The 26,838-nt window shown below is 54.3% G+C and carries 22 protein-coding genes and 1 pseudogene; 13 read left to right on the forward strand and 10 right to left on the reverse strand.

Translation table 11 applies throughout. The features are described from left to right. Positions 1–49: 49 nt before the first annotated feature. Together nfo and ACMV8I_RS01745 are read right to left on the reverse strand one after the other, a co-directional pair. The gene (nfo, locus tag ACMV8I_RS01740) at positions 50–913 is read right to left on the reverse strand and encodes a deoxyribonuclease IV (protein ID WP_498863505.1); all 864 of its coding nucleotides are present in this window, start codon (positions 911–913) and stop codon (positions 50–52) included. A 96-nt stretch (positions 914–1,009) separates the two neighbouring features. Next, a complete protein-coding gene (locus ACMV8I_RS01745) occupies positions 1,010–2,098 on the reverse strand; it encodes a YeiH family protein (RefSeq protein WP_498863506.1) in 1,089 nt (362 codons plus the stop codon). 336 nt (positions 2,099–2,434) lie between these two features. On the opposite strand from ACMV8I_RS01745, the gene yieE reads away from it, so the two are divergent. From yieE to cirA, 13 genes are all read left to right on the forward strand, one after another. Further along, a complete protein-coding gene (yieE, locus tag ACMV8I_RS01750) occupies positions 2,435–3,307 on the forward strand; it encodes a DNA-binding transcriptional regulator YeiE (RefSeq protein ID WP_498864691.1) in 873 nt (290 codons plus the stop codon). Between the two features lie 130 nt (positions 3,308–3,437). Next, positions 3,438–4,916: an amino acid permease gene (locus ACMV8I_RS01755; protein WP_498863507.1), complete on the forward strand. Its 1,479-nt coding sequence runs from the start codon at positions 3,438–3,440 to the stop codon at positions 4,914–4,916. A gap of 340 nt (positions 4,917–5,256) precedes the next feature. Further along, on the forward strand, positions 5,257–6,327 hold the full coding sequence (gene citC, locus ACMV8I_RS01760; protein ID WP_498863508.1) for a [citrate (pro-3S)-lyase] ligase: 1,071 nt from the start codon (positions 5,257–5,259) through the stop codon (positions 6,325–6,327). Continuing rightward, on the forward strand, positions 6,324–6,614 hold the full coding sequence (citD, locus tag ACMV8I_RS01765) for a citrate lyase acyl carrier protein (protein WP_498863509.1): 291 nt from the start codon (positions 6,324–6,326) through the stop codon (positions 6,612–6,614). The genes citC and citD overlap by 4 nt, the downstream gene beginning before the upstream one ends. Then, positions 6,614–7,516 carry an aldolase/citrate lyase family protein gene (locus tag ACMV8I_RS01770; protein WP_498863510.1) on the forward strand — a complete coding sequence of 301 codons (903 nt, stop codon included), beginning with the start codon at positions 6,614–6,616 and terminating at the stop codon, positions 7,514–7,516. Before citD ends, ACMV8I_RS01770 begins: the two co-directional genes overlap by 1 nt. Before the next feature lies 1 nt (position 7,517). Then, the gene (gene citF, locus ACMV8I_RS01775; RefSeq protein ID WP_498863511.1) at positions 7,518–9,044 is read left to right on the forward strand and encodes a citrate lyase subunit alpha; all 1,527 of its coding nucleotides are present in this window, start codon (positions 7,518–7,520) and stop codon (positions 9,042–9,044) included. A gap of 3 nt (positions 9,045–9,047) precedes the next feature. Further along, positions 9,048–9,593, forward strand: a complete 546-nt coding sequence (gene citX / locus ACMV8I_RS01780; RefSeq protein ID WP_498863512.1) for a citrate lyase holo-[acyl-carrier protein] synthase — start codon at positions 9,048–9,050, stop codon at positions 9,591–9,593. After that, positions 9,574–10,452 (forward strand): triphosphoribosyl-dephospho-CoA synthase CitG, encoded by an 879-nt coding sequence (citG, locus tag ACMV8I_RS01785; RefSeq protein ID WP_498863513.1) that lies wholly within the window; start codon positions 9,574–9,576, stop codon positions 10,450–10,452. Before citX ends, citG begins: the two co-directional genes overlap by 20 nt. A 59-nt stretch (positions 10,453–10,511) precedes the next feature. Next, positions 10,512–11,975 carry an anion permease gene (locus ACMV8I_RS01790; RefSeq protein ID WP_498863514.1) on the forward strand — a complete coding sequence of 488 codons (1,464 nt, stop codon included), beginning with the start codon at positions 10,512–10,514 and terminating at the stop codon, positions 11,973–11,975. A 220-nt stretch (positions 11,976–12,195) separates the two neighbouring features. Next, the gene (locus tag ACMV8I_RS01795) at positions 12,196–13,362 is read left to right on the forward strand and encodes an ABC transporter substrate-binding protein (protein WP_498863515.1); all 1,167 of its coding nucleotides are present in this window, start codon (positions 12,196–12,198) and stop codon (positions 13,360–13,362) included. Positions 13,363–13,407: 45 nt separating this feature from the next. Further along, a complete protein-coding gene (locus ACMV8I_RS01800) occupies positions 13,408–14,490 on the forward strand; it encodes a FecCD family ABC transporter permease (protein WP_498863516.1) in 1,083 nt (360 codons plus the stop codon). Beyond that, positions 14,490–15,305, forward strand: coding sequence for an ABC transporter ATP-binding protein (locus tag ACMV8I_RS01805; RefSeq protein ID WP_498863517.1), 816 nt, complete (start codon positions 14,490–14,492; stop codon positions 15,303–15,305). Before ACMV8I_RS01800 ends, ACMV8I_RS01805 begins: the two co-directional genes overlap by 1 nt. Before the next feature lie 204 nt (positions 15,306–15,509). Beyond that, on the forward strand, positions 15,510–17,483 hold the full coding sequence (cirA, locus tag ACMV8I_RS01810) for a catecholate siderophore receptor CirA (protein WP_498863518.1): 1,974 nt from the start codon (positions 15,510–15,512) through the stop codon (positions 17,481–17,483). A 174-nt stretch (positions 17,484–17,657) separates the two neighbouring features. On the opposite strand, the gene ACMV8I_RS01815 is transcribed toward cirA, so the two are convergent. The 8 genes and pseudogenes from ACMV8I_RS01815 to ACMV8I_RS01850 all read right to left on the reverse strand — a co-directional run bounded on the left by ACMV8I_RS01815 (position 17,658) and on the right by ACMV8I_RS01850 (position 26,827). Next, a complete protein-coding gene (locus ACMV8I_RS01815) occupies positions 17,658–18,650 on the reverse strand; it encodes an ABC transporter permease (RefSeq protein WP_498864692.1) in 993 nt (330 codons plus the stop codon). Between the two features lie 11 nt (positions 18,651–18,661). Further along, positions 18,662–20,143 carry a sugar ABC transporter ATP-binding protein gene (locus ACMV8I_RS01820; RefSeq protein WP_498864693.1) on the reverse strand — a complete coding sequence of 494 codons (1,482 nt, stop codon included), beginning with the start codon at positions 20,141–20,143 and terminating at the stop codon, positions 18,662–18,664. A 745-nt stretch (positions 20,144–20,888) separates the two neighbouring features. Next, a pseudogene (locus ACMV8I_RS01825) lies at positions 20,889–21,146 on the reverse strand (VOC family protein); the annotation flags it as partial. 46 nt (positions 21,147–21,192) lie between these two features. After that, positions 21,193–22,308 carry an alkylhydroperoxidase domain protein gene (locus ACMV8I_RS01830; RefSeq protein ID WP_498863519.1) on the reverse strand — a complete coding sequence of 372 codons (1,116 nt, stop codon included), beginning with the start codon at positions 22,306–22,308 and terminating at the stop codon, positions 21,193–21,195. Next, complete coding sequence (locus tag ACMV8I_RS01835; protein WP_498863520.1) at positions 22,305–23,357, reverse strand: putative FMN-dependent luciferase-like monooxygenase; 1,053 nt, start codon at positions 23,355–23,357, stop codon at positions 22,305–22,307. Before ACMV8I_RS01835 ends, ACMV8I_RS01830 begins: the two co-directional genes overlap by 4 nt. A gap of 22 nt (positions 23,358–23,379) precedes the next feature. Next, positions 23,380–25,032 (reverse strand): dipeptide ABC transporter ATP-binding protein, encoded by a 1,653-nt coding sequence (locus ACMV8I_RS01840; protein ID WP_498863521.1) that lies wholly within the window; start codon positions 25,030–25,032, stop codon positions 23,380–23,382. Beyond that, entirely contained in the window at positions 25,029–25,895 is an 867-nt protein-coding gene (locus ACMV8I_RS01845) for an ABC transporter permease (RefSeq protein ID WP_498863522.1), read from the reverse strand. Before ACMV8I_RS01845 ends, ACMV8I_RS01840 begins: the two co-directional genes overlap by 4 nt. Further along, a complete protein-coding gene (locus ACMV8I_RS01850) occupies positions 25,892–26,827 on the reverse strand; it encodes an ABC transporter permease (protein WP_498863523.1) in 936 nt (311 codons plus the stop codon). Before ACMV8I_RS01850 ends, ACMV8I_RS01845 begins: the two co-directional genes overlap by 4 nt. Positions 26,828–26,838 lie beyond the last annotated feature (11 nt).

Consider the following 26,838-nt stretch of genomic DNA (forward strand, 5'->3'; position numbering starts at 1 on the left):
GCCAATCTGAGGGCGCAATGTGCGCCCTTTTTTTATGCTTACATTTTACTTATGCCGCAGCGTCACTCTGCGCTTTTTGTTGCGACTTCAGCCAGGCTATTTCATCAATCCAGATTTCCGGGTCAACGGTTTCCAGGATCATCGGAATACCGTCGAATCGCGTATCGCGCATCATCCAACTGAACACTGTTTTGCCAATGTTGCCCTCGCCCAGACTATGGTGGCGGTCGACACGGCTGTTGAACTCACTTTTTGCATCGTTGAGATGCATACCGCGCAGGTATTTAAAACCCACGATTTTTTCGAATTCACGGAAGGTTTCGATGCAGGTTTCTTCAGTGCGCAGGTCATATCCGGCGGCGAAAGCGTGGCAGGTATCAATACAGACACCGACGCGACTCTTATCTTCTACGCCATCGATAATCTTTGCCAGGTGCTCGAAGCGAAACCCCAGATTACTGCCCTGACCCGCGGTGTTTTCGATAACGGCGGTCACGCCTTCTGTCTGGCTCAGCGCAATATTGAGTGATTCAGAGATCTTCTCCAGACATTTGTCTTCATCGATTTGCATCAGATGGCTGCCGGGATGGAAGTTCAGCAACGACAGACCGAGCTGTTCGCAACGTTGGAGCTCGTCGAGAAATGCCTCGCGGGATTTCTCAAGCGCTTCGGTAATCGGATGGCCCAGATTAATCAGATAGCTGTCGTGTGGCAGGATTTGATTACTGCTGTAGCCATATTTTTCACAGGCTACTTTGAATTTTTCAATCACATCCTCGGGCAGCGGTGCGGCTTTCCACTGGCGCTGGTTCTTGGTAAACAGCGCGAACGCCGTGGCTTCCAGTTGGTGTGCGCGGATGACGGCCTGATCGACCCCACCTGCGGCGCTGACATGTGCTCCAATATACTTCATGTTCACTCCTCTGCGGTTGGTGCTTTATCCCAGGATGATAGCGTCTTGAGGGCGGGTATGCAGCAGAGAAGTGTTAAAAGTCCCCCCGGGTACAGGTTAGCTCAATATATGCTGTAGCAGCACGTTGATTCCCGCGCCACCGACGATCAGCCAGATAAACAGTATCGCAGCCAGCAGAATCGGTTTCACTCCGGCCTGACGCAGTGCGCTGAAATGTGTGGTCAGGCCCAGGGCGGTCATCGCCATTGCCAGCAATAGGGTGTCAAGCGTGATAAGAGGTGGGATCCAGTTGTGTGGCAAAATATTCAGCGAGTTGAACGCCGCCACCGCGATGAACAGCAAAGCGAACCACGGGATGGTGATGCTACGCAGCAAGCCTGAGTTTTGCGTTTTCTGCGCATTCCTGTGGCTCTTCCAGCCAGATAACAGCAGCAGAAAAGGTGCCAGCATCATCACGCGGATCATCTTGGCAATCACCGCCGCATTTTCTGCGTCCGGGCTTACACCCTGACCGGCGGCAACTACCTGTGCGACTTCGTGCACCGTTGAGCCGGTATAAATGCCAAATTGAACGGCACTGAAATTAATCCATTGATGTTGCAGGTTTAGCTGCCATAACCACGGATAAAGGAAGATGGCTGCGGTACCGAAGATCACCACCGTGGCGACGGCCACTGTCACTTTCTCTGTTTTTGCGTCGAGTACCGGTTCTGTCGCCATCACGGCAGCGGCACCACAAATACTGCTGCCTGCGCCAATTAACATGGCGGTATCGCTGTCCAACCCGAAGACATTTTTGCCCAGCCAGCAGGCGAGAGCGAAGGTTGAGCTGAGCATCAGGGCGTCGATTATAATGCCGGTTGCGCCAACATCAGCGATTTGTGCAAACGTCAGGCGCAGGCCATAAAGAATAATGCCCAGGCGCAACAGGCGCTGCTTGGCGAGATTCACGCCGTCCTGACACAGCGGACGTACTGCCGGATAGAGCGTATTACCGAGTACCATACCGATGACGATCGCCAGCGTCAGTGCACTGAGGCCCAGATGGCTTAGCTGCGGGAATTCACTCAGCCAGATAGCAACGCTCGTCACTGCGCCGGTGAGGAGTAAACCCGGCAAAATCCGTCCAAACCCGTCAGGCTTAAGAAAATGTGAGCGAGTGAGATCTTTTATCATGATATTCATGCTGTTTGCCCTCGGTGAGGTTTCATTACCGATAAGCCTAACGCCGCCTTATATAAAAACGAAATAGATTATAACTTTATAACCTATCTATAAAAGAGGTATACCCCCGTTATACTGCAAATTGCAAATGTGCTGGCTGAATGACTCATCTCATCTGTGGGACTCGCCCCTAAAAGAGTCGCTGTAAGCAGCTTCAAATCTGCGTCAGGCGTCCTGATAGTGGGCTACACTTAACTCAAATAAAAGGGATGGCGACGATCGGGCAATCTGCGATTATCGTTAACTCTGGGCTACACAAACACGAGCGATATGGCACGTGTGGCGGACACATTACTGATGCACATTACATTGCGACAACTTGAAGTTTTTGCCGAAGTGCTGAAAAGCGGCTCAACCACCCAGGCATCGATCGTGCTGTCACTCTCGCAATCTGCGGTGAGTGCAGCCCTGGCGGATGTTGAAGGGCAACTCGGCGTACAGTTATTTGACCGTGTGGGTAAGCGGCTGGTGATCAATGAGCATGGGCGTCTGTTGTATCCCAAAGCAGTGGCGCTGCTGGAGCAGGCTGGCGAGATTGAGCGGCTATTTAGCAAGGACCATGGTTCGCTGCGTATCGGTGCCAGCAGCACCATCGGCAACTATATGCTGCCTGGGATGATTGCTGACTACCGGCTGGATTTCCCCACCACGCCGCTGGAGCTGAAAGTAGGTAACACCCGTGACGTGATTAACGCTGTAACCGAATTTCGTGTGGATTTAGGTCTTATCGAAGGCCCATGCAGCGTGCCAGAACTCGTCACTCAGCCCTGGCTTGAAGACCAACTGGTGGTTTTCTGCGCGCCGGATAACCCATTGGCTGGCCAAAACGTGACACCGGAAATACTGGCGCAGGCACCGTGGATCTTACGTGAGCGTGGGTCCGGTACCCGCGAGGTGCTGGATCATTTGCTCTTACCGCAAATGCCAGATTTCAATCTGGTGATGGAACTGGGTAATTCGGAGGCGATTAAACACGCGGTTCGCCATGGTATCGGTATCAGCTGCCTGTCGCGTCGGGTGATCGCCGAGCAGCTTAGCAGCGGGGCGCTGGTGGAGATCCACTTGCCGCAGGTAACGTTGTTACGCAAACTATACTTAATTTATCATCGGCAAAAACATATTTCCAACGCGTTATCAAGGTTCTTAACGTATTGCCGCGAATCGGTATAAACGTCTTTTACTAATGATCCGTGGCCGATTATGAAGGTGTCTTATAAAAGGGGGTTCATGCTATTCAGGCCAGCTCTTTTTGTTACAATCCGCGCGTAAAAATCCATATGACAGCGGAAACAGGGCAAAAATGGCTCAATCATCGACTAAAACTTCGCAGCCAGCTCCGGGCGGACTGCGCCGCGAGCTGAAAGCGCGCCACCTAACCATGATCGCTATTGGCGGTTCTATTGGTACCGGTTTATTTGTTGCCTCGGGGGCTACGATTTCCCAGGCAGGTCCGGGGGGAGCACTGCTCTCTTACACGCTAATCGGCATCATGGTTTACTTCCTGATGACCAGCCTCGGCGAACTGGCGGCCTTTATGCCAGTCTCCGGCTCGTTCTCAACCTACGGTTCGAAATACGTGGAAGAGGGCTTTGGTTTCGCACTGGGCTGGAACTACTGGTACAACTGGGCCGTGACAATTGCTGTTGATCTGGTCGCTGCGCAACTGGTGATGAACTACTGGTTTCCGGACACCCCAGGGTGGATCTGGAGCGCGCTGTTCATGAGCCTGATCTTCCTGCTTAACTATATTTCGGTGCGCGGTTTCGGCGAAGCCGAATACTGGTTCTCAATGATTAAAGTGGTCACTGTGATCATTTTTATCGCCGTTGGCGTACTGATGATAACGGGTATTATGCGCGGCGGTGAAACGGCGGGCTGGCACAACTGGACGATGGGTGATGCGCCCTTTGCCGGTGGTTTTGCTTCAATGATTGGCGTGGCGATGATCGTCGGTTTCTCTTTCCAGGGCACGGAACTGATCGGTGTGGCTGCGGGTGAATCGGAAAATCCTGCCAAGAATATTCCCCGTGCAATACGTCAGGTATTCTGGCGGATCCTGCTGTTCTATATTTTGGCGATTCTGGTCATCAGCCTGATCATCCCCTACACCGATCCGAGTCTACTGCGTAACGAAGTCGGTGATATTAGCGTCAGTCCATTCACGTTGGTGTTCCGTAACGCGGGTCTGTTATCAGCGGCTGCGATCATGAATGCCGTTATCCTGACGGCGGTACTGTCCGCCGGTAACTCGGGTATGTATGCCTCCACCCGCATGCTCTATACCCTGGCATCAGAAGGTAAAGCGCCACGCATTTTTGCTAAATTGTCCAAAGGTGGTGTGCCGCGTAACGCACTGTATGCGACCACCGTGGTCGCTGCACTGTGCTTCCTGAGCTCAATGTTTGGCAACCAGACCGTTTATCTGTGGCTGCTCAATACCTCAGGCATGACGGGGTTCATTGCCTGGCTGGGGATAGCGATCAGTCATTATCGTTTCCGCCGTGGTTATGTTTCTCAGGGACGTGACCTGAAAGCCCTGCCGTACTTATCCGGTTTCTTTCCGTTTGGACCGATCTTTGCTTTTGTGCTGTGTCTGACCATCACATTGGGTCAGAACTATCAGGCATTCCTGAAAGACACGATTGACTGGTACGGAGTGGCTGCAACCTACATCGGTCTGCCGTTATTCCTCATCATTTGGTTCGGCTATAAGCTGACTCGCAAGACCAAAGTGGTGAAATACAGTGAAATGGAATTCCCGATACATATTGATAAGTAAGGTTGCATGTTATTTTATAAGGCAGGGCTTAGGCTCTGCCTTTTTTATTTAAGAATTTAAAACTAATTAACTCCATAAACTCCATTGGCACCGTTCGTGTAATTAAAACCATTAACTCCACAAAGAATTTCAAAAATAAATTTATTCTACCCATTCAATTAAATGTGAAATAGGTCAATTAATTTCAATTTTTTTTGTTTAACATGCAGCACTACTAAAGCTGATTTATTTTATCTTTATCCTTTGTGGTTTGTTTGAGCATTAATTAAATAGGCTTCTGTTGGGATTTATAATAAATATTGTTTCTGATTTGTTGCATTAAAATATCATCAGGTGATTCATGGATGGGCTATTCAGTCAGGTAACGCGTACCAATCATGCCGGCATAGCAGAAATTACGGCCTTCTTGCGTGCTAATGGCTTAAATATAGATACCACGGTCGAAATATTTATCACCCTGCGCCGTGATGGGCTGCTACTGGCCTGCGGCGGTATTGCGGGCAACATTATCAAGTGTGTAGCCATCAGTGAGAGCGTGCGCGGCGAGGGGCTGGCACTGAAGCTGGCGACCGAACTGGTTAACCTGGCGTATGAGCGCCATCATAGTCATTTGTTTATCTACACTAAAACGCAAAACCAGGTGTTATTTAAGCGCTGCGGTTTTTATCCTATTGCCAGCGTGCCAGAAATTGTTGTGTTAATGGAAAATAGCGCCTGCCGTTTAAGTCGTTATGCTAATGAATTACGCCAGCTTTACCAGCCTGGAAAACGTATTGGCTGTATTGTTATGAATGCTAACCCCTTCACGCTTGGCCATCAATATCTGGTCCGTCAGGCGGCTAAGGAGTGCGATTGGCTACACGTCTTTTTGGTCAAAGAGAATAACTCCCGTTTCTCCTATGAAGACCGTTATGAATTAGTACGCCAGGGTGTTGCGGATATTAACCATGTCACTCTGCATGCTGGTTCAGAATATATGATCTCCCGGGCTACCTTTCCCTGTTATTTCATCAAGGATCAGGGTGTCGCGGATGATTGCTATACCGAAATTGATCTAAAAATATTTCGTCAGTATTTGGCACCTGCGTTGGGAATTACCCACCGGTTTGTCGGCACCGAACCTTTTTGCGAGGTGACCGCTAAGTATAATCAGGATATGCGTTACTGGCTGGAAACCGAAACGCTGGCAAGCCCGCCGATAGCACTGGTCGAGATACTGCGCCTCACCTGGGAGAGCACCGCCATTTCTGCCTCGTGGGTGCGCAAATTACTGGCGCAGTCAGACATCGATACTATCCGCCAGTTGGTTCCCCCCGCAACCAGCCACTACCTCGAAAACCTCCTTGCCGTGCGCGCTGGAAAATCCGCAGATCGGGCCATGGCAACCGTCAACCAGACAGGTGAACAATGAATATTATCCGTGAAACCCTTGCCGGCACGCTGGAGTCCAGCGATGTCATGGTGCGCGTTGCACCCAATGCCACCCACATCGACCTGCAACTGAGCAGCACCGTAGAGAAGCAATTCGGCCAGCAGATCCGCCTGCGCATTGCTGAGGTCCTGAAGGATTTGCAGATTGAAACTGTCACGCTGGTGGTGGATGACAAAGGTGCGCTGGATTGTGTGTTGCGCGCTCGTCTCGAGACGGCGCTGATCCGCGCCAGCGATCAAAATCCTCACCAGTGGGAGGCATGCTGATGCCGACATTGACACAACAAAAACTTAAAATGCGCCGCAGTATGTTGTTCGTGCCCGGAGCCAACGCGGCGATGGTGAGTAACGCGTTCATTTATCAGGCTGATGCGGTGATGTTCGATCTCGAAGACTCGGTGATCCTGCGCGAAAAAGACGCCGCCCGCCGTCTGGTTTTCCATGCCCTACAACATCCGCTTTATCGCGAAACCGAAACTATCGTACGGGTTAACGCACTGGATTCCATTTATGGCCTGGCCGATCTCGAAGCCGTCGTTCGCGGTGGCGCTGACATTGTGCGCCTGCCTAAAACTGACACCGCGCAGGACGTCAGCGATATGGAAACCGAAATTGCCCGTATTGAGGTGCAGTGCGGTCGGCCGTTGGGCAGCACCGGCATGCTGGCTGCGATCGAATCCGCGCGCGGTATTACTCAGGCGGTCCAGATTGCCAATGCGTCAGCCAGACTCATAGGTATTGCCCTCGGTGCAGAAGACTACGTGCGTGATTTACGTACTGAGCGCTCGCCGGAGGGGACTGAACTGCTGTTCGCGCGCTGCTCTATTTTACAGGCTGCCCGCGCTGCCGGTATCCAGGCTTTTGATACGGTCTACTCGCAAGCCAACAATGACGCAGGTTTTCTTCACGAAGCAGCACATATCAAACAGCTGGGTTTTGACGGCAAGTCCCTGATCAATCCGCGTCAGATCGAACTGCTCCATAACCTGTATGCCCCGACGTTAGCTGAGAGAGACCACGCACAGGCGGTGGTTGACGCTGCCGCTGCCGCAGAAGCCGAAGGGCTCGGCGTGGTGTCACTGAATGGAAAAATGGTCGACAGTCCGGTGATTGAACGGGCGCGTCTGGTATTGCAGCGGGCGGCACTGTCCGGCCTGAGGGATGAATAAGATGAGTAATGACATGCAAAGGCAACAGCGCTTAAGTCAGTTCAGCGCAACCTCAGCGGAGGCGTTCACCCCGTTCGCGCCGGTTTCCAAACCCAACCTTCAGGCAGCCAAACCGCGTGACCACAAACTGTGTTCATCGCTTGAAAATGCTATCCGCCGCAGTGGATTACAGGACGGCATGACCATTTCATTTCACCATGCTTTCCGTGGCGGGGATTTAACCCTTAATCAGGTGGTCGATACGCTGGCCGTCATGGGCTTTAAAAATCTTACGCTGGCATCCAGCTCGCTAAGTGAGTGCCATGGGCCGTTGATCGAACATATTCGTCACGGCGTGATTGGCTGTATTTACACCTCCGGCCTGCGTGGCCCGTTAGCCGAAGCTCTCTCGCACGGTGCGCTACCTGAATTACCACCAGTGCAGATCCATTCCCACGGCGGACGGGTCAACCTGATCGAAAGCGGTGAGTTGAGTATAGACGTCGCTTTTTTGGGGGTCCCGGCCTGTGACATGTTCGGCAACGCCAACGGCCACAGTGGCACGGCGCGCTGCGGTTCGCTCGGCTATGCGCAGGTAGACGCTCAGTACGCACGTCAGGTGGTCTTGCTGACCGAACAGTTGCTGCCTTATCCGCACGTCGCCAGCATCGCGCAGGACCGTGTTGATCTGATTGTGCAGGTGGACAAAGTCGGTGATGCCGAAAAGATAGGCGCCGACGCCACCCGTATGACCACTAATCCGCGCGAACTCCTGATCGCCCGCCGTGCTGCTGACGTGATCGTCGCCTCCGGCTATTTCAGACAGGGTTTTTCACTACAAACTGGCACCGGCGGCGCATCGCTGGCGGTGACGCGTTTTCTGGAAAATAGTATGCGCCGTCAGGGGATCACCGCCGGTTTTGCCCTCGGCGGCATTACCGCGACGATTGTGGATTTGCATGAGAAAGGGTTGATCGAACGCCTGCTCGACGTGCAGAGCTTTGACCGTCAGGCCGCAGAATCACTGGACCGTAATCCCGGCCATGTCGAAATCAGTGCCAACCAGTATGCCAATCTGGGTTCGAAAGGTGCGTCGGTAGAACAACTGGACGTGGTGGTGCTCAGCGCGCTGGAAATAGACACCGGTTTTAACGTCAATGTGTTGACCGGCTCTGACGGGGTACTGCGTGGGGCATCCGGCGGTCATTGCGATACCGCCGCCGCGGCGCGTTTGGCTATCATCGTGGCACCGCTGGTGCGCGGGCGTATTCCTACGCTGGTTAAGCAGGTTATAACTTGCGTAACGCCGGGTTCCAGCATCGATATTCTGGTTACTGACCACGGTATCGCCGTTAACCCAGCGCGGCCGGATCTGACCAAAAATCTGCAACAGGCCGGGATCAAAACCGTCACCATCGACTGGCTTTATGAGCGGGCCCGCCTGCTCAGTGGCGAACCTGCAGCCCTGACCTTTACCGACCGTGTGGTGGCCGTGGTGCGTTATCGCGACGGCTCAGTTATCGATGTTATTCATCAGATTGAGGAGTAGCCGATGCGTGCTGTCTCCCCTGTATTGGCCGCCAGCCGCGCCGTCAGTTTGTCGGAGCTTCTTACCCGCCGTGAATCTCGTCAGACCCGGCAGCGGGCATGGCTGGCGCGCCATCACTGTACGTTAATTTCCCTGACGATGGTGGTCCCGGGTGCGGTGAAAGACACCGTGCTCAGCCGGGAGTTATTTTGTCTCGCCTGGCAGGCGCTGGAAACCCTCAGCCAACAGCATGGATGGTCTTGGCTGGCATGGCGTTGCCTGCCACAGGATACCGGTTGCGAAGGGCTGATCGCTCTCGACTTTCCCGCGCAAGAGATCAAACAGGCGACGCTGGCGCTGGAAGATAACCATCCGCTCGGGCGCCTGTGGGACATCGACGTGCTTGATGCCAGCGGAACGATTTTGTCGCGCCAGGATTTTGGCCTGCCAGCACGCCGCTGCCTTATCTGTCAACAACCCGCCAATCTCTGTAGCCGTGAACAGAAACACAGTACGGCACAACTGCTCAGCCAGATGGAGGCGTTGTTTCATGCCGCAGCGGATAAATAAAACGCGGATTCAGGCTGTTAATGAGAAGGCTGAATGGGCAGAACTGGCCCGTCAGGCGTTACTGCAGGAAGTCAATCTGACCCCAAAACCGGGGTTGGTGGATCGTGCCAATAACGGTGCACATCGGGACATGACTCTGCAGCACTTTTATCGCAGCACTGAAGCGATAACGCCCTGGTTCTCCCGGTTTATTGCCGAAGGAGAGGCGAGTTGTCAGCAGTCAGCGGTTGAAATATTGCGCCGTCTGCGGCCATTGGGCATGGGCTGTGAAAGTGACATGTTTACGGCCACTGGCGGAGTGAATACGCATAAAGGCACGGTATTTTCTATGGGGCTGTTGTGCTGTGCTCTGGGGCGTCTGCATGGCCTCAGTAGGGCGATCACGGCCACTTCTCTTTGCCGCCAGGTGGCCCTTTTTTGTCAGGGTATGGTTGAAAAGGAGCTGTCACGCCTGCCTGCGCCGCTGCTGCAAACCGCCGGTCAGCGGCTGTTTCATCTGTATGGTTTGACCGGCGCGCGCGGAGAGGCACAGTCCGGCTTTGTCACGGTGCTTGAACTCAGCCTGCCTTTTTATCGGCGGCTGATGGCACAGGGCAGAAGGCAGGATCAAGCCCTAAGCCAGACGCTGCTACTGCTGATGAGTCTGAATGCTGACACCAATGTGGTGTCGCGCGGGGGAATTGCCGGACTGACCTGGTTACAGGCCCGCGCCCGCGAGGTACTGCGTGAGTGCCGCCAGCGATGCGCAGCCCCTTTATTACAGGGCTTCGACCAACAATGTATCACTCGCAACCTCAGTCCCGGAGGCAGCGCCGATCTGCTGATCCTTACCTGGTTTTTGGCGCAGTTCCCGGAATAAATAATTAACAAGCCCTGGTGATATTTATCACCTCAACCCGTATCCACAGGAGACCATTTATGGTCATTTCAAAGGAATTCATCGGAAAAGCTATGCTGCCGCTGGTGGTGCTGGCTGTTCTGCTATGCATCCCTACGCCGGACGGTATGCCGCCACAAGCATGGCGTTACTTTGCTATTTTCGTCGCGATGATTGTCGGTATGATCCTCGAGCCTATCCCGGCGACGGCGATCAGCTTCATCGCTATGACGGTGTGTGTTATAGGCTCTAACTGGGTGCTGTTTGATGTCAAAGAGCTGGCTGATCCGAATTTCGAAGCCGGAAAACAGGCGCTGAAATGGGGGTTGGCTGGTTTCTCCAGTACGACAGTCTGGCTGGTATTCGGGGCATTTATTTTTGCACTCGGCTATGAAGCCACGGGGCTTGGCCGCCGTATTGCATTGATTATGGTTAAGTTTATGGGTAAACGTACCCTGACGCTCGGCTACGCTATCGTTATTATCGATATTCTGCTGGCACCGTTCACGCCTTCTAATACTGCGCGTACCGGTGGCACGGTTTTTCCGGTGGTGAAAAATCTGCCTGCGCTGTTTGAATCCTATCCAAATGATCCCTCTTCGCGCCGCATCGGCGGGTATCTGATGTGGATGATGGTGATCAGTACCAGCCTCAGTTCCTCGATGTTCATTACCGGCGCGGCACCTAACATTCTGGGCGTAGAGTTTGTCAGTAAAATTGCCGGTGTGCACATTGGCTGGATGCAGTGGTTCCTGGCGTTTCTGCCGGTGGGTTTGATTTTACTGGTGGTGGCACCTTGGTTGTCATACATCCTTTACAAACCGGGCGTGACCAAAAGCAATGAGGTGTCAGTCTGGGCTGTAGGGGCGCTCAAAGAGATGGGCGCGCTGACTAAAAAAGAGCTGACGTTGATTGTGCTGGTTCTGTTCAGTCTCTGTTTGTGGGTATTCGGCAATAGCTTTATCGACGCCACCGCCGTCGGCTTGTTGGCCGTGTCGCTGATGCTGATCCTGCACGTAGTGGCGTGGAAAGATGTCACCAAATACTCCAGCGCGTGGAATACGTTGGTCAATCTCGCCACGCTGGTGGTGATGGCCAGCGGGCTGACCCGTTCAGGTTTTATCAAATGGTTTGCTGACACCATGAGCCATCACCTCAGCGGTTTCTCACCGAATATGACGGTGGTCGCGCTGGTACTGGTGTTCTATTTCTCCCATTACTTGTTCGCCAGCCTGTCGGCGCATACCGCCACCATGATGCCGGTCATTCTGGCGGTGGCCATGGGCTTACCGGGCTTGCCGATGGCTGAGTTGTCTATGTTGTTGGTGTTGTCGATTGGTATTATGGGCGTCCTGACACCTTATGCGACCGGACCCGGAGTGATTATTTATGGCTGCGGCTACGTCAAATCAAAAGACTATTGGCGTCTCGGTGGGATCATGGGCGTGCTCTACATCTCAATGCTGCTGTTGGTGGGCTGGCCGCTGATGAGGTTGTGGATGTAATCACTGGCCCTGATGATATCAATCGGAATAAGCGGAGCTAAGCCTCCGCTTTTTTTATGAATTTTTTGGTAATAGACCTTAACGGGTTGTTACTCCACATCGTTTCGTTCCCGTCGTGACATCCTGTACCCTTGGTCGTTTTCGCGTATCGCATTGATAATTATTATCGTTTGAATTATTCTTATGCCTCTTCAGGGAAACGTAAAGGAATGACAAGAAGATGATTATACAGGGAAAAATCAGCAACAAATTTTTAACAGCAATCACGCTGAGCGTGGTTGCAGGACTGGTAAGCGCCGCGGCTCAGGCCGTGACCGTCACGGATATCGCCGGCCGTATTGTCACCGTGCCGGATAATGTAGAGCGTATTGTGCTCGGCGAGGGGCGGTTATTCTTTGCGTTATCACTGCTGGAAGGGCAGAAGCCTTTCGACCGCATTGTCGGCTGGCAGGGTGATTTACGCAAACTCGACCCGCAAACATACGCCGTCTATAAAGCAAAATTCCCGCAAATTGATGCAATTCCTTTGATCGGCAATACCAGTGCTGACAGTATCAGCCCGGAAAAAGTGTTGACGTTAAAGCCGCAAGTGGCGATTTTCGGTTTATCAGGCCACGGGCCGGGTAAAGAGAGTGCCCTGGTTGAACAGTTACAGAAAGCCGGTGTGCCGGTGGTGTTTGTCGATTTCCGTACCTCACCGCTGAAAAATACCCTGCCGAGCATGGCGTTACTGGGCAAAGTGCTGAACCGCGAGAAACCGGCTCGGGATTACATTGCGTTCTATCAGGAGAATATCAAACGCGTCACCGATGTGATCGGCGATATTCCTGAGCAGGACAAGCCGAAGGTATTTATCGAAATGCGCGCCTCAACCGCAGACGAGTGCTGCCGGTCGGCCGGTAAAGGTAACATGGGAGACTTTATCGATCTGGCCGGTGGGATTAACATTGCCAAACCGCTGTTGCCAGGGCCGCTGGGTCAGGTAAATCTGGAAAAGGTGATTGCCTCGCAGCCTGATGTTTACATCGTCAGCGGCGCAGCATCGCCGCAGAAAGCCGGTGATGCCAACCCGACGACCAGCCTGATGCTGGGCGCACTGGTTACGCCACAGCAGGCACAAACCAGCTTGACGCCGCTTTTGCAGCGTAAAGGGATTTCCAGCCTGAAAGCGTTGGAAGAGGGCCGCAGCTACGGCATCTGGCACAACTATTACAATTCGCCATATAACGTCATGGCAGTGCAGGCGTTTGCCAAATGGTTCTACCCGCAGAAATTTACCGATCTGGACCCTGAGCAGACCCAGAAACAGATGTACAAACAGTTCCTGGCCGTAGAATCGACAGGCACCTACTGGATCGGTGCCAAAAACCCGGAAAACGTGCAGTAACCCGTTGCAGGTTTTGTTTTATCAATTACTGAGATGTTGAGACACATGAGCACAACCACTGATCCCCTACTGACTGGCAGCCCGCAGGCTGACAACAGCGTGATGGGCCGCTACCAGAGTATTGTCCGCCGCCGTCTGTTGCTTATGCTGGTGCTGGTGGTGGCGATTGTCATCTCATTGATCATCGACTTCGTTATGGGGCCGTCGGGGTTATCGCTTGGCACACTGTGGCAAACGTTGTTTGATGCCGCATCGGCCGATGCCGGTACTCGCGTGATTGTCTGGGACATCCGTTTACCCTATGCGTTGATGGCTATTGCCGTCGGTATGTCGCTCGGCCTGGCTGGCGCAGAGATGCAAACCATCCTCAATAATCCACTGGCTTCGCCATTTACTCTTGGCGTCTCTTCGGCAGCGGCCTTTGGTGCGGCGCTGGCGATTGTGCTTGGTATTGGTATTCCGGGCGTTCCGGATCAGTGGTTTATCTCCGCGAATGCTTTCATCTTTGCATTGCTGGCCGCATTAATGCTCGATGGCATCACCCGCTGGACGCGTGTCGCCAGTTCCGGTGTGGTGTTGTTCGGTATTGCGCTGGTCTTTACCTTCAACGCACTGGTATCGCTGATGCAGTTTATTGCCACTGAAGATACCTTGCAGGGGCTGGTGTTCTGGACCATGGGCAGTCTGGCACGTGCGTCGTGGGTCAAACTTGGCGTAATGCTGCTGGCGTTCCTGGTGTTGCTGCCGTGGTCGATGATGAGCGCGTGGAAGCTGACCGCGTTGCGCCTGGGCGAAGATCGCGCCATAAGTTTTGGTATCGACGTGCGCCGTTTACGCCTTGCGACCTTGCTGCGTATCAGTATTCTTTCCGCACTGGCGGTCGCTTTTGTTGGGCCGATTGGCTTTATCGGTCTGGTGGCACCGCATATCGCCCGCCTGATGTTTGGTGAAGATCACCGTTTCTACCTGCCAGCGAGTGCATTGATTGGTGCGCTGGTGCTGTCGATGGCGTCCGTGGCCTCGAAAAATCTGGTGCCGGGTGTCATTATACCGGTGGGGATCGTCACATCGCTGGTCGGCGTGCCGTTCTTCCTGAGCATTATTTTGCGCCATCGGGGGAGTGTCTGATGTTCAAGCCCGATCTCAATGCGGCAACGCAGGGCCTACAAATTCGTGATTTCAACGCCGGATATCCGAAACGCCCGGTGATTCGGCATCTCAATGTTCCGATGTTGCCTCGCGGAAAAATTACCGTCCTGCTTGGGCCAAATGGCAGCGGAAAGTCCACGTTATTACGCTCTATGGCTGGGCTAAACCGTGCCGAAGGGCAGTTGCTTCTCGATGGCCATGACCTGATGCCCATGCCGTTTGCCCGTCGAGCCGAACAGGTCGTTTACCTGCCGCAGTCGCTACCTGCGGGCGTGCATCTGCATGTGCTGGAGTCCATTATCGTGGCCCAGCGCGCCTCCGGCAGCCACAGTAAACAGCGCGAAACTACTGAACAGGTAATGACACTGCTGAAACAGCTGGGTATTGAACATTTGGCACTGAGTTACCTCGACCAACTCTCCGGCGGGCAGAAACAACTGGTGGGTCTGGCGCAGTCGCTGATCCGTCAACCGTCATTGCTGCTGCTCGACGAACCTTTGTCGGCGCTCGACCTGAACTATCAGTTTCACGTGATGGATCTGGTGCGTAAGGAAACACAGAAGCGCAATATTGTCACCGTCGTGGTGGTGCATGATATCAACATCGCACTGCGCCACGGCGATCGCGTGCTGATGCTCAAACAGGGTGATCTAATTGCTGACGGGGAGCCTTCAGAGGTGATCACTCCGGAAAGTCTGGCGCGCGTCTATGGCGTGCGTGGGCGCATTGAACGCTGCTCGCAGGGAACGCCGCAAATACTGATCGACGGACTGGTCGGCGACCCCTCTATTTAAGTCGTGCCGCCCCATTTTTATAAGCAACGATATACAGCTATAAAAAGCGTGGTCGCCAATGTAGCGGCCACGTATTTCAACTTGTGAGCCTAAAACTAAAAACAGTCCCACTGATCCGGGCAGGATGCGCTCGTCTTTTATCCGGTCAGTGAGAAAATTTAATAACAAGTCAGTTTGTTATTTTTATCTCATGGAGAGAAGATCATGGTTAAGGTTACATTGACACCGGCGCTTAAAGTCGGGCTTATCGCACAGCTATTCACCGCTGCTTTCCCAGTATTTGCTGAGGAGGCCAGGGACGTAAAAGAGAAGGAAGATCAGATCGTTGTTACTGCCTCTTCGGTAGAACAGAATCTCAAAGATGCACCCGCCAGTATCAGCGTGATAACCCGCAAGGATCTGGACAGGCAGCCGGTGCAAAACCTCAAAGAAGTATTGAAAAATGTCCCGGGCGTGCAGCTTACCAGCGAAGGCGACAACCGGCAGGGCGTCAGTATCCGTGGTCTGGACAGCGGCTATACGCTGATTCTGGTGGATGGCAAACGCGTTAACTCGCGCAATGCAGTTTTTCGGCATAATGACTTTGACCTGAGCTGGATCCCAACTGAGTCTATCGAGCGTATCGAAGTGGTGCGCGGGCCGATGTCGTCTCTGTATGGCTCTGATGCACTGGGTGGCGTAGTCAACATCATCACCAAGAAAATCGGTACCGCCTGGCACGGTACCCTGAGTGCAGATACTACTGTGCAGGAACATCGCGATCGCGGTGACAGCTACAACGGTAACTTTTTCACCAGCGGCCCGCTAATCGACGGCCTGCTCGGGGTGAAAGTTAATGGCGCCCTCGGCAAACGTGAAAAAGATCAGGCGCAGTCATCCAGCAGCGAAACTGGCCTGCCGCGTATTGAGGGATACACCTCGCGCAATAGCAATGTTGAATTTGCGCTGACGCCGACCGACAACCAGGACATGACCTTCGGCTATGGCCTTGACCGTCAGGATCGTGATTCCGATACGTTGGATAAAAACCGCATTGAGCGCGAAAACTATTCGCTGGGCCATAATGGCCGCTGGGACTGGGCCAATACTGAATTGCGCTTCTACGGTGAAAACATCGAGAACAAAAACGGCAGCGCCATTACCTCGAAAAGTAACTCGCTTGACGGGAAAATCGTCGTGCCGCTGGGTGACTACAACCAGCTTTTCAGCTTTGGCGGTGAATACCGCAACGACAAACTGGAAGATAGCGTTAATTTGGTCAACAGCAGCAGCACGCAGACCAACCAATACGCGCTGTTTGTGGAAGATGAATGGCGGATTTTTGAAAGTCTGGCGCTGACCACTGGCGTGCGTATGGATGACCACGAGAACTACGGCGTTAACTGGTCTCCGCGGGCTTATTTGGTCTACAACGCTACCGACACAGTGACGGTTAAAGGAGGGTGGGCGACGGCATTCAAAGCACCGTCCCTGTTGCAGCTCAGCCCGGACTGGCAGACCGGTTCTTGCCGTGGCAGTTGCAAGGTCATAGGCAGCCCGGATCTTGAGCCAGAAACCAGTGAAAATGTGGAGTTTGGCCTCTATTACGCCGGGGAAGAGGGCCTGCTGGAAGACGTCACTGCTAGCGCTACTGTTTTCCAGAATGACATCGATGACATGATCAATATTAACCGCACAGCCAATCGCGCGCAGGCACCGAGTTACGAGAACTTCGTAGGTTTTGATGCGGCGGGCAATCCAATTTTCCGCTACTTCAACGTCAATAAAGCACGCATCCGTGGTCTCGAAACGGAGCTGAAGTTGCCGCTGAGCAAGGAAGTTGATCTGAAACTGAATTACACCTACAACGACGGGCGTGATCTCAGCGACGGCGGCAACAAACCGCTCAGCTCGCTGCCATTTCACACCGCCAACGCAACGCTGGACTGGGTACTGCAAGAGGACTGGGGCCTGTATATTTCCGCCAACCTAAAAGGGCGATCCCGCACCGTAAATAACGATGGCACCACGCCTGCGGGTTACACCCTCTGGAATACCGGTGGTTCATACAACGTAAACAAAGCTGTGAAGATCCGCGCCGGGGTATTAAACCTGACCGACAAAGATCTCAGCCGTGATGATTACAGCTATAACGAAGAAGGACGCCGTTACTTTATGGCGGTTGATTATAGTTTCTGATGATGTGCTGACATCATAAGCTGCAGGTCATGGGCTCGCCGCCCACACACTGCTCGAAAGGGGCGTACAAGAGATGCGCCCCTTTCCAATCCTGCGTCTTTTTTACTGCGAGTTACTCGCAGTTGTATCCGAGTATGACCTTCATTCCAGCGATAATGCGCAGTGCAAAAGTGCTTACCGCTTCTGAATATAGGTCAGCGCCAGCGCGATGGCGAGCACCAGACCTTTGATGATATCCATGGCGTAGTACGGCACGGACAGCATGACCAGACCATTCGACAGTACGCCCAAAATCACCGCGCCAATCAGGGTGCCGAGCGCATTCGGTTTGCCGGAACCGGCCAGCGAGAAGCCAATGTAGGCTGCGGCGACGGCGTCCATCAGATATCCGCTACCGGCATTCACCTGTGATGAGCCGATACGCGATGCCAGCAAAATTCCGCCTGAACCGGCCAGCAAAGAAGAGATAACGTAGGCCGTTACGCGATAGCGTGCGGTGCGGATCCCGGCCAGACGCGCCGCCAGCGGGTTGCCACCAATGGCATACATGCGCCGCCCATGCTTAGTCAGCGACATAAACAGCTGCACCACCACGGTGACCACCGCCATTACGATAACAATTACCGGCACCTGACCGAGCAGGTTGAATACCGCAGGCACCGTGCCTTCGGCCATATCGCCGTTTGGCAGCATCATATTTTCGGTAATCGAACCGCCATAGCTGTAGGTCATCGCCGCACCCTGAATAACGAATAGACTGGCGAGTGTCGCCAGCATGTCAGGAATTTTCAGGATAACGATCAAGAAGGCGTTGAACAGCCCGACCAGTGTACAGAGCGCCAGGGTGATTAGAATGGCTTCAGTGGTATTAAAACCGTGCCAAACGAACATTGAAATCACCAGCGCGTTGGCCAGTGACGCGGTCGAACCGACGGACAAATCAAAACCGCCCACCGAAAGCGAAATGGACACGCCGATCGCGATCACCGTGACGATGGCAATCGAGCGCAAAATATTAATGATATTTGAGGGTTCTAAAAAGTTGTCCGACGCGATCCCAAAACCGGCAATCAGCAGCACTACGGTGAGTAACATGCCCCATTTATAGAGAAATTCGAATAGCTGATGACGCCATGGCTGATTCACCGCGACATTCTGATCGTTAATAACAGCTTTGCTCACGCGGGTGTTCCTCCGGTGGAATACATTAATAAAGTCTCTTCGTCGACGTCGGCGGCGTTAAGTTCAGCCACGATACGGCCATCCCATAACACCAGAATGCGGTCGCATAAACCGACCAGTTCGGCGAACTCACCGGAAGCATAAATAATGCCTTTTCCCTGTTGCGCGAGGCCGTCAATTAGCCTGAAAACATCCGTCTTTGCCTTGATGTCTACGCCTTTGGTCGGTTCGTCAAAAATTAACACCTGACTCTCGCTGCGTAGCCATTTACCAATAGCGACTTTCTGCTGATTGCCACCAGAAAGCCGCGCCAGTTTCTGCATTGGCCCGGAAGTGCGAATACCTAAACGGCCAATAATATCTTTTGCCCAGCGCAGTGCCTGACGGGAATTGAATAGCGAAAAGCGTGAAAAACTGTCATCGGCGGTAACGCTGAGGTTCATCGGAATGTCTTCGTCGATAAAAATCCCCTCTTTGCGCCGCTCCTCCGGCACCAGCGCCAACCCTTGCTCAACCGACAGATAAGGCTCTTTCGGCTTCCAGGGCTGACCGTTGAGTTCGCCGCACTCCACCTGACTCGGCGTGGCACCAAACAATGCCTTGCAGAGTTCGGTTTTTCCGGCACCCGCCAGACCGGCGATGCCGAGAATTTCCCCGCGATGCAGGCTCAGGGAAATATCGCGCAGTTTGTGCCTGTCGTGCATACCCTGAATCCGCAGCAGGGTTTCATGACCGTGCGGCGGGCGACGTGGCGGGTAAATATCGTCGAGCTGATGACCAATCATTTTCTCGATAATGTGTTCGTTGGTCAGGCCGTCCATACTGTCATCGCTGACCAGCCGTCCATCGCGCAGCACGGTCATGCGGTCGCAGACATTGCGCAGTTCATGGATCCGGTGCGAAATGAACACCACCGCCATCCCTGCTGCTTTAAGCTTGCGCACCAGAGCAAACAGACGTTCGCTTTCGGCCTGATCGAGCGGGGCGGTCGGTTCATCAAGGATCAGGAAGCGACATTTGTGCGACAGCGCACGGGCCAGCAAAATGAGCTGTTTTTCCGCCAGCGTACAGCTTTCGATACGGGCGCGCAGATTGATTTTCAGCCCAAGCTGGTCAGTAAGACGCTGTGCATGATGGTAAATTTCATACCAGTTATGCAGGTGACCCGGCTCTGCCAGCGAGTCCAGCATGATGTTTTCGGCCACATTGAGCGTCGGCACTAGTGCGACATCGACTTCTTGCTGCACCAGATGGATCCCGAGCGCCCGCGCCTGATGTGGTAATTTCACTGTCACTGGCTGACCGTCGATGCTTATCTGGCCGGTGTAATGCTCATGCGTTCCCGACAGCATGGCCATCAGTGTAGACTTTCCCGCGCCATTGGCACCCACCAGAGCATGAACCGAGCCGCCTTGCAGGGTGAAATCCACCTGGCGCAGGGCAGGGAATCCGGCAAAAGAAATTGAGATATTACGCATCTCAAGGGTTGAGGAGTTCACGCTGGGGTTGGCCTTATGCAAATAATCTGGGTTGGTGTGAATAGCGTTATAGACGTTTAGCCGTCTACAGCGTGCAGTGACAAAGTTTTAACATACACAGGGATTTAAGCAACTTATTTTCAATCCTTGAAGTGTTGAGGGGGGCCCCAGGCCCCTTTAAAATTTTCAACTTCAACTTCAACTTCAACTTCAACTTCAACTTCAACTTCAACTTCAACTTCAAAACCGTGGGCATCGGCCCACACCGACCAGAAGGCGGCCTATCGCCGCCGCCCTCTGGACTCCCAGGCTCTTTTAAAAACAGCAGCTGCGCGGGTCACAATGGCCGTGTTTCAGGGGCCAAGATGATAGCCGCAAACTCCGCCGCTGCGCGGTGCTCTCATTGCGGGTTACAACCCGCGGAAACACACTCGCGGTTTTTCACCTCTTATTCGACGTCGTTTTGAACACGGCCGAAACTTTTCTAAATTCAAAACCCGCACCCCATCCCTACCTTCTCTATTGTTGTAAATCCTCAGGCGCATTCAAAAATGGCGCTGAGCAAGAGGTTCGAGACTTATGGCTCGAACCCGTAGCAAAGGGACCGCCTACGCGGCGATAGGCGCCTCTTAAGGCCGGTTTGGGTGGCAACCCAAGGTCTTGATCTTGACGTTGCATTTAAGAAGCGTTTTCGGTCCGCAACCCAAACGCTAGGGCGACGCCGAGCGCCTCCTCGGCCCTCACCACTATTCCACACCAGTCCGGTTAAACCGAGCGGGGCAAGCCATAAGTTTTTACGGGTATGTTCGTTTGCCACTTCATAACCCAGCAGCTCAAGATAATTCTCGCCGAAGATTGCCAGATGATTGCTCGATCCGAGCGAGTGGTGTCCGCGCGGTGTGAGCTGAAAACCCAGACGGCGGAACTGCTGTTCGGCGTGATCCAGCCTGCCTGCCACATTGACCACTGCATGGTCCAGATGCGGTGTAATGCGGGTTGTCACAGCGGCGGTGGCGTGCTCGGGCGTAGCCAGATCATTGATAGATAATTCAGTCATTGAACGGTTCTCCCAACGTTAACATCAGGCGGTTAGCCCAGGCGAAGAAGGCGGCGGATTGCGCCAGGTCGACGATTTCCAGCGTGCTCAGGCCCTGTTCGCGCAAGCGGACGATATGAGTGTCGCTGGCGGTCGGCGGTGTGGCAGAGAGTGCGGCGGCGAAGTCGATTTCAGCCTGCCAGCGGGGTGACTGGCCTTGGCTCAGAATGCCGCCCGGCGGGGTGTCGATCAGTTTTTGCACCTCATCAGGCTGTTTTGATAGTTGGGCGGCTTTGCGCGCATGCACGGAAGCGCAGTAGATACAGCCGTTAATTTTGCTGGCAACGGTGGCCGCTAATTCACGCTCTTTGCGCGGTAAACCACTGCTGGTGTAGAAAATGCCTTTGTCGGTCAACGTGCGCTGTTCGAGCACCGGTAGATTGCGCCCGAGCAAACGGAAGTAGTCGGAATCTGTGTGACCGAAGCGCGCCAGAATTGCCTGTTGTTCGGTATCAAACTGGGCCAATTTCTTTGCGGCGATCCACGGCTCCCAACCCAGTTCTTCCTGCGTGAATGCCTTTGGCGCAGAACGGCCACTGTGAGTTTTGCCCTCAGTGCGCCAGAAAGCTGCACCTGCTGGTTTATCACTGGCGTTTTCTACTGGCTGGCGGCCAACCAAACGATAACTGCGTAGTACGCGGGTCTGATAGCTAACAAAAGCAATCAGCTGTGACAGCGTGACGATGGCATCGAACGTCCAGCCTGCCAGCTGCAAAGTTTGCAAATGGGCCGCCGTGGCGCTGGCTGGTTTAAAACTCAGACGCTCTGCGTGGTCGAATGCCGTCTGCAATCTGTCGCTGTTGCCATCGCCGTTGACGCTTGATAAACGCTCCGCGTAATGCGATGCCAATACGTTATCCCCGTGCCAGCGCGCGACGTTTTCGGCCAGCAGCAGGCGTTCGGTGAGCGTAAAATCCACGTTGTCATTTGCGTTGAAAATTATGTCGTAACTGCCCTGGGTATAACGCGTTGCGGCATCGCGGGTTGTCCTCGCCTGTGCCAGTTCGGAATTGGCTTCAATAGCGGCCAGCTGATCCAGCAGATCGGTGGCTTGTGTGTTGGCGGTCATAACGTTTCCTTAGTCAGTTCTGGCAGAAGGGATGTCACAATTTTTGGGGTACGTCGTATCCAGCCCAGTGCTGGTGCGACTTCACGGGCGATAAGCTCTATAGAGCGCAAAATATAGGGATGCGGCGGATCGATAGAGTGCACCTGGAACGCCAGATCGGTGACCCGTGCCAGCGCACTGTCCTGCTTCAATGAGGCAATGACTTGTTCAGGTGTACCAAGATGCACGTCGAAGGCGCGGATATGGTCATTGAGCGTATCGCCATCCACCGTCTGGCCGCTGACTCGGTGGTTTTCTGCCTGACGACGCAGGCCTTTTTCTGCCAGTCGTCGGGCTTCATTTCCATTTTCCGCCACAAACGCGGTACGCGAACCCAGAATACGTGGCTCAATGCCGGCCGGAAGTGCGGCCAGATAGGCATCAATAATCGGGTTTTGAATCTCCGCCAGCGTCAGGTTTGGCGTACTGGCGGGGCGTGGTTGGGTGCGTGACAGCATCAAGCCATCGCCAGCGAGGCCTGCACGGGTACCGCCTTCAACGGAAAATGTTGCCTGCCAGATGCGACTCGTCAGCTGTGGTGCTCCCGGGTATAAGCGATTCTCTGTTCCGGCCAGCGCTTCGCCGCGCCAGGCCTGTAGCAGTACGCGCAGATTCTCGCCAAATACCGCCCCGCGCTCGCTGCTCTCCAACCCGAACGGCGGGAAAGAGGTCGGTGTGCCACCCGAGCCGAGGCCGATTTCCAAACGACCGCCGGAGAGTAAATCCAGCACGGCGGTGTCTTCGGCTACGCGCAGGGCATTTTCCATCGCCAGCGTAATAACGCCGGTGCCTAAACGGATAAAGCGGGTGTGCGCCGCTACCTGGGCCAGAAATACCAGCGGTGCGGGCAGGCCGCCTTCCGCCTCGTGGAAATGGTGCTGCGCGACCCAGGCCGAGTCAAAACCCTGCTGCTCGGCGTGAATAATCTGTTCGGTTGCCAGCCGGTAACGCTCCTGCGGGCTGGTGTTATCCAATAAGCGGGTAAAAAAGCCCAGTTTTTTAGCACTCATAGCTATTCCTTAAACCTTTCAGTTATGCGACGTGATGGCGGCCAGCGCCGGGGATCGCATTAATCAATTCTTTGGTGTAATCGCTGCCCGGACGTGCAAACACTGATTCGACGTCGCCGGAATCCACCTGCTGTCCACTGTTAAGCACCGAGACGCTGTGCGAAATCTGCCGGACGGTGGCGAGGTCATGGGAAATAAACAGGTAAGTCAAACCGAGAGAATCCTGCAACTCCTGCAGCAAACTGAGAATTTGCGCCTGCACCGTGACGTCGAGTGCCGAGGTGGCTTCATCTAGCACCAACACTTGCGGCTCGAGGATCAGTGCGCGGGCCAGGGCTACGCGCTGGCGCTGGCCGCCGGAAAGTTCACGTGGTTTGCGGCTCAGCAACTCCAGCGGGAGAGCCACGCGCCCGGCAATGCGATGGACCCGCTGGCGGCGCGCCTCCGTATTTAAGCGGTCGAAATTAAGCAGCGGTTCTTCAATCACGCTAAACAGCGTTTGTGACGGGTCCAGCGAAGCGAAAGGATTCTGATAGACCAACTGGATTTTACGGCGCATCTGGCGCAGGGCTTCCCCTTTAAGTTGGGTGATATCCTGTTCGCCAATAAACACGTGGCCGGAATCCGGTCGCTGAAAACCAAGCAGAATGCGCGCCAGCGTGGTTTTCCCTGATCCGGATTCCCCGACCAGCGAATGCGTGGTGCCGCGTGCAATGTTGAAAGAGACATTATCAACGGCGCGAAATGCCGGTTTGCCTTTACCGCCGAGGGTGAAATCTTTGATGATGTTTTCAACGCGCAGCACATTTTCAGTAGAAGCCTTGTTCACACTGGCGCGGTGCTTACCCGACAACGCAGGCACATCGGCAAATAGCTGGCGGGTATAGTCGCTTTTCGGTGCGCTCAGCACCTCAGCCGTGATGCCCTGTTCCTGCACTTTGCCATGGCGAAAGACCAGCAGGCGGTCAGCGCGTTCTGCGGCGACCGCCAGATCGTGGGTAATTAATAGTACGGCGGTGCCGAACTCATGCCGCAGTTCATCAATCAAATCTAAAATGCGTTTTTGCACTGTCACATCCAGCGCGCTGGTAGGTTCGTCGGCGATAATTAAAGCGGGTTGCAGGGCAATGGCGATGGCGATCAGCACCCGCTGTTTCATGCCACCGGAGAGCTCGTGTGGGAACTGTTTTGCCCGGAGTTCCGGATGTGATAAACCGACTCGAGCCAGCAGTTCGACCACCCGCCCATCACGCTGTTTACGTGGCAAACGACGGTGAATATTCAGAATTTCAGCGACCTGCGTACCGATGGTTTTCACCGGGTTAAGCGAACTGGTCGGATCCTGCGGGATCAGGCTGATACGTGCACCGCGCAGAGCGTCCAAACGGTGCTGCGACCATTGACTGATATCTGTGCCGTTGAGGCGTATAGCCCCCTGTTGCAGATGTCCATTTTCCGCCAGCAGGCCAATAATCGCCTGCGCAGTGGTGGTTTTGCCTGAGCCTGACTCACCGACCAGCGCCACCACTTCACCCGGATAAACTGAGAACGATACGTTGTGCACCACGCACTGACGTTGAGCGCCGCTGCTGTAGGCAATGGAGACATCTTCTAGTGCCAACACCGGTGCGACCTGTTCGGCAACGGTGTGATTAAGGCTGACATTCAAGCTCATCGGCGGCTCCTGCGAAATGACTGACTGATCCGGTTGGCGGAAAGGACCACCGCCACCACGACAATGCCGGGGAAGGTGGTAAGCCACCAAGCGGTGGAGATGTAATTACGGCCTTCGGCGATCAGTAATCCCCATTCTGGCGTGGGTGGCGGGGTGCCGTAACCGAGGAAGCTCAGGGTGGAAATCGCCAGGATTGCGCTGCCAAATTGCAGGGCTGAAAAAGCAATCACTGACGTCAGAGAATTAGGTAAAATATGTCGCCACAGCACGGCAGCAAACGTGCCGCCACTGCCGTAGGCCGCTTCGACATAATCACTGTGTCTCACCAGTACGACTTCCGAGCGGGCAAGGCGGGCGAAGTTGGCAATCGAGGTAACCCCGACCGCAATCGCCGCGTGAACCGTGCCGAAGCCGAGCAAAATAATCACCGACAGCGACAGCAGCAGGCCGGGGATCGACAGCAGCACGTCGACAATACGCATGACGAGGGTATCGGCAAAGCCGCCGACCGCACCGGCGAACAAACCAAGCGCCGTACCGATCACCAGCCCGAGGGCGACAGCGACCAGCGCGCCGGAGAGGGAATGCGATGCACCGTAGACAATGCGGGCGTAAACATCGCGTCCCAGTTGGTCGGTCCCCAGCCAGTGGCCGGCTTGCGGTACCAGACGCTGTGCCCCGGCAATGCCTTCCGTGCCGCTGTAAGAGGTGAATAAACCAGGCGCAATGGCCCACAGAATCACTACGATCATCACCGCCCAGGCCAGAGCCAGACCAGGCTGAATACGGGTGAACGGATTGCTTCTGGTTGTCGATTTGGTCGCAGAAACAGTCTGAAGTTGATCAATCGGTAAACTGCTCATGCATGCGCTCCCGTAAGGCGCGGATCCAGTAGAGGAAACACCAGATCAACCAGCAAATTGATGGCGACAAAGGCGGCAGCGGATATCACCACAATCGCCTGTAAGACTGCCACGTCCTGATTATTCACCGCTTGCTGAGTCAGTTGGCCCAGACCGTTGAGGCCAAATACTGTCTCGGTGATCAGCGCACCTGCAATCAGTTCGCCAAGCAGCAGACCGGCGATGGTCAATGCAGGAAGCAGGGCGTTACGCGCCACGTGCCGCCACAATACACCGCTGCGCGATGCCCCTTTGGCACGGGCCACGGCGACGAATGGCTGAGTTTGCACCTGATCAATACTGCGGATCAGAATTTGCGCCAGCGGGGCTGAAATCGGTACCGCCAGCGTGACGATCGGCAGAATCAACCCGACCCATTCGCCGGGGTTTATCACCGGGATCCAGCGCAGGTAGAAGGAGAAAAACTGGATCAGCACGATACCCAGCCAGAAGGTGGGAATGGAGATGAATAGCGAGGGCAGCGACTGAAACAGTGATTTCAGCCAGCCGAAATGCAGCAGACTGGAGAGGAAGGCGATAACGACGGCCACCGCCGTCGCCAGCACAAAACCGAGCACCGCCAAACGCAGCGTCGGAGTGAAGTTACTGTTTAGCAACTCTGTTACCGGCACGCCCGCCTGAATTGAATAGCCTAAATCGCCACGCAGGAAATTGCCCAGCGTGTGGAAATACTGCTGCCACATCGGCATATCTGCCCCGTAGGCCGCGCGCATATCGGCGATTTGGGTCGGGCTTAGCCCCATATCAGGGTTCTGGAACTTGATCAGGATGGCGTCGCCGGGCAACACCTGCAACAGGATAAAGGAGACGGTAAATGCTGCCCACAACACCAAAATTGCCTGCCCGATGCGTCCGCTAAAGTATCGGCTCATGGTTTACTCCT

Origin of the sequence: Ewingella sp. S1.OA.A_B6 (assembly GCF_049889095.1) — a bacterium.
Classification (GTDB): domain Bacteria; phylum Pseudomonadota; class Gammaproteobacteria; order Enterobacterales; family Enterobacteriaceae; genus Ewingella.